Origin of the sequence: Bacillus hominis (assembly GCF_018332515.1) — a bacterium.
Classification (GTDB): Bacteria; Bacillota; Bacilli; order Bacillales; family Bacillaceae_G; genus Bacillus_A; species Bacillus_A hominis.
In genome coordinates this window covers 1-3,749 of record NZ_BOQD01000387.1, presented here as the reverse complement: position 1 = coordinate 3,749, position 3,749 = coordinate 1, and the positions used below count along the sequence as shown (strand labels likewise).

3 protein-coding genes and 1 pseudogene are annotated in these 3,749 nt (G+C 32.1%); all 4 read left to right on the top strand.

Annotated features, from left to right (window positions below; all coding sequences use genetic code 11):
- Positions 1-194: 194 nt before the first annotated feature.
- The 4 genes and pseudogenes from KI356_RS25370 (at position 195) to KI356_RS25355 (ending at position 3,562) form a co-directional block, all read left to right on the top strand.
- Positions 195-715, top strand: a pseudogene (locus tag KI356_RS25370) (sugar transferase).
- Entirely contained in the window at positions 702-1,679 is a 978-nt protein-coding gene (locus tag KI356_RS25365) for an ATP-grasp domain-containing protein (RefSeq protein ID WP_212936820.1), read from the top strand. The pseudogene KI356_RS25370 and the gene KI356_RS25365 overlap by 14 nt, the downstream one beginning before the upstream one ends.
- Before the next feature lies 1 nt (position 1,680).
- Positions 1,681-2,376, top strand: coding sequence for an HAD family hydrolase (locus KI356_RS25360; protein WP_212936819.1), 696 nt, complete (start codon positions 1,681-1,683; stop codon positions 2,374-2,376).
- A gap of 31 nt (positions 2,377-2,407) precedes the next feature.
- On the top strand, positions 2,408-3,562 hold the full coding sequence (locus tag KI356_RS25355; protein ID WP_212936818.1) for an aminotransferase class I/II-fold pyridoxal phosphate-dependent enzyme: 1,155 nt from the start codon (positions 2,408-2,410) through the stop codon (positions 3,560-3,562).
- Positions 3,563-3,749 lie beyond the last annotated feature (187 nt).

The window sequence follows — 3,749 nt, the reverse complement described above, 5'->3', positions numbered from 1 at the left end:
ATTTCGAAAGGTGAAATTGATAATAAATTAAAGAAAAACTAAATGTATAAATAAAAAAGGAACTAAAAAATACGAGGTTTAAATTTTTTCTAAGATGTATAGTGAAATGAGGTAAGCTTGTAACGAATGTCTTTTGGTTTATTTATCTTTGAAAAAGGCATCCGTAAAAATATTAACAAGGAGTATGATTATTGATGAAGAGACTCTTTGATATACTTATTTCTTTATTATTATTGTGTTTTTTCTATGTTATTCTTTTAGTAGCCGTTCTAGTTAAGTTTAAAATAGGTTCACCGATACTATTTAAACAACAACGCCCAGGTATACATGGACAGCCTTTTTATCTTTATAAGTTTCGCACGATGACTGATGCTAGAGATAGTGATGGCAAGCTGCTATCTGATTACGCTAGATTAACTAAAGTTGGACAATTTCTTCGGAAATATAGTTTAGATGAATTACCACAATTAATAAATGTACTAAAAGGTCAATTAAGTTTGATTGGTCCTCGACCATTATTAATGGAAGAAATAGTATCTCATGGGAAGAGAAATTTAAATTAAATGTATGGTATGTTGAGAATCAAAGTTTTCTTTTAGATTTGAAAATATTATATCTAACTTTTAGTAAGGTTTTAAAGTCGGAAGGGATCACAAATAATAAGCATGTAACTATGCCAGTTTTTAAGGGAGAAATCGAGCATGGGAGGGAATAAAATGAATATTTTGTTTACTAGCTCTGGTAGGAGGGTTTCCTTAATTAAACAATTTAAGGATGCACTTAAACAAGAAGGAATCAAAGGCAACATCTATACTGCGGACTTGAAGGAAACTGCTCCTACCATTTACTTTAGCGATAAGCATTTTATTGTTCCGCGTGTAAATGAAGAGGAATATACAAATGAATTATTAAAAATATGCAGATTCGAAATGATAAATCTAATAATTCCGTTAATTGATACAGAATTAATCTTGTTGGCTAATAATTCGAAGGTTTTTGAAGGTATTGGTGTAAAAGTACTAGTTTCTAGTGTGGAATTAAATAAAATTGCTCACAATAAAAAATACACATATAACTTCTTTGTTTCTAATAATATATCAACGCCCAAAGTATATAGTGATAAGGAGATTGAAAGAAAAGAATATCAATTTCCATTATTAATTAAACCTTATGATGGCAGTTCTAGTAAAGGTGTAACAAAAATAATGAATGAAAAGGAATTGGAATTCTTTAAGGAGTATATACCTAACGCTATGATACAAGAGTATGTTTCAGGAGAGGAATATACTATAGATGTCATGGTAGATTTTTATGGGAATATAAAAACGATCGTTCCTAGATTGCGTATAGAGACACGAGCAGGTGAGGTAAGTAAAGGTATGACCAAGAAGGATATTGATATTATCAAAGCAGCAGAAACTGTAATAAAAGCTCTTCCTAATCCTATTGGGTGTATTACTTTACAATGTTTTAAAAAGGAGGATGGACAAATTACATTTATTGAAATAAATCCTCGTTTTGGTGGAGGGATTCCGTTATCGATTGAAGCGGGAGCGAATTTTCCACTATGGACAATTGAAATGTGCCAAGGAGAAATGTTTACGGAGGAAGATTTCAATTGGAGAGAAGATTTAACAATGCTTAGATATGATGAAGCAGTTTTTACGGAGAGTATTTAACATGGTGATCAAAGCAATTGTTTTTGACATGGATGATACTTTGTATAAAGAAAAAGATTATGTCGTAAGTGGCTTTAAAGCGGTGGATGATTGGATTAAAGAGAACTATAAGAAAATTGGATTTTATAATATAGCAATTCAATTATTCGATTCGGGAGAAAGAAAGTTTGTGTTTAATAAAACACTTGAAAAGTTAAATATTGATTATGATGAAAAATTGATTAGTAATTTGATAGAACAGTATAGGAGCCATACACCGGATATTCAATTATTAGAGGAAGCGGATTGGGTTCTAAATAATTTAATTAATAACGTGAAAATAGGACTAATTTCCGACGGATATTTAGTTGCCCAAGAAAGAAAAGTAAATGCATTGAAGTTAAAAGAGAGATTTCATTCGATTATTCTTACTGATAAGCTTGGAAGAGAATATTGGAAGCCGAGCCAAATTCCTTATGAAAAAATAAGTAAGGAACTACAGGTTCCACATCAGCAATGTGTTTATATAGGAGATAATTTAAGTAAGGATTTTATAACTGCGAAGAAACTAAATTGGATAACAATTCATATTAATAGAGAAGATGGAATTTACCGTAATCTTATAGTTGAGCAAGATTATAAAGCGCATTATACAATAAATAATTTAAGAAGACTTCCTGATATACCTGTATTAAAACATATGTTTTTAGGTACATAATATTTTAAATATGTATAGAGGATGTGTTTACATGCAAACCGTTCAACACAAAAAACGAATCTATCTTTCTTCACCACACATGAGTGGAAATGAAGAGAAATATATAAAAGATGCCTTTGATTCAAATTGGATTGCACCTCTTGGTCCAAATGTAGATGGGTTTGAAAGAGAACTTGCTTCTTTTGTAGGAGTTAAAGGTGGGGCCGCGGTGAGTTCAGGTACTGCGGCTATTCATTTAGCTTTACGATTATTAAATGTTCAAAAGGGCGATACAGTATTTTGTTCAAGTTTCACTTTTATAGCTAGTGCAAATCCGATTGTTTATTTGGGGGCTGAACCAGTATTTATTGATTCAGAACCGGAAACATGGAACATGTCACCACAAGCTCTAGCAGTTGCGTTGCAGGATGCTGATAAAGCAGGGAAATTGCCTAAGGCTGTCATTCTTGTTCATTTATATGGTCAGAGTGCGAAATTAGATGAAATTCTTTCGCTTTGTAATCACTATGATGTTCCCATAATTGAGGATGCAGCAGAATCTTTAGGTTCTACATATAAAGGTAAAGCAAGTGGTACATTAGGAAAGTTTGGTGTTTATTCATTTAATGGAAATAAAATTATTACAACTTCGGGCGGTGGAATGCTTGTTTCTGATGATGTGGAAGCATTAGAAAGAGCGAGATTTTTAGCGACACAAGCAAAGGATCCAGCACCACATTATGAGCATAGTGAGGTAGGGTATAATTATCGAATGAGTAATATATTAGCTGGTATTGGAAGAGGACAATTAGAAGTGTTAGAAGATAGGGTGAATGTTAGGCGGGGAATATTTAGCCAGTATTATGAAGAGTTATCTCATATACCTGGGTTTTATTTTATGCCTGAGTTAAAAAATACCCGTTCAAATCGCTGGCTTACAACTTTGAAAATTGATGAAAAAGAAGCTGGAGTCTCTCTTGAACAATTATTGAGAACATTGGTTGAAGAGAATATAGAAGCGCGTCCTATGTGGAAACCTCTTCATATGCAAAAGCTTTTTAAGAGAGGAAAGTATTATGCACATAATAAAAATGAGAGTGTTTCGGAAGAGTTATTTCAAATGGGGATTTGCCTTCCTTCGGGATCTAATTTAAAGGAGGAAGATCAAGGTAGAGTTATACAATGCATCAAAAATACTATTCGATGAACAATGAGGATTGAATCATTTAGAATTACGTTTTAACAAATGAAGAATAATCTCACGATGTTCTTTATAATGAATTTTTGTGTATAGAATGAATAGTGTATTGACATATTTTAGGGTGGGTGATAGTTTGAATTATAAGATAACTTATTTTGAAATGGAGAATCTATATAGTGGAAACCGTATTTCT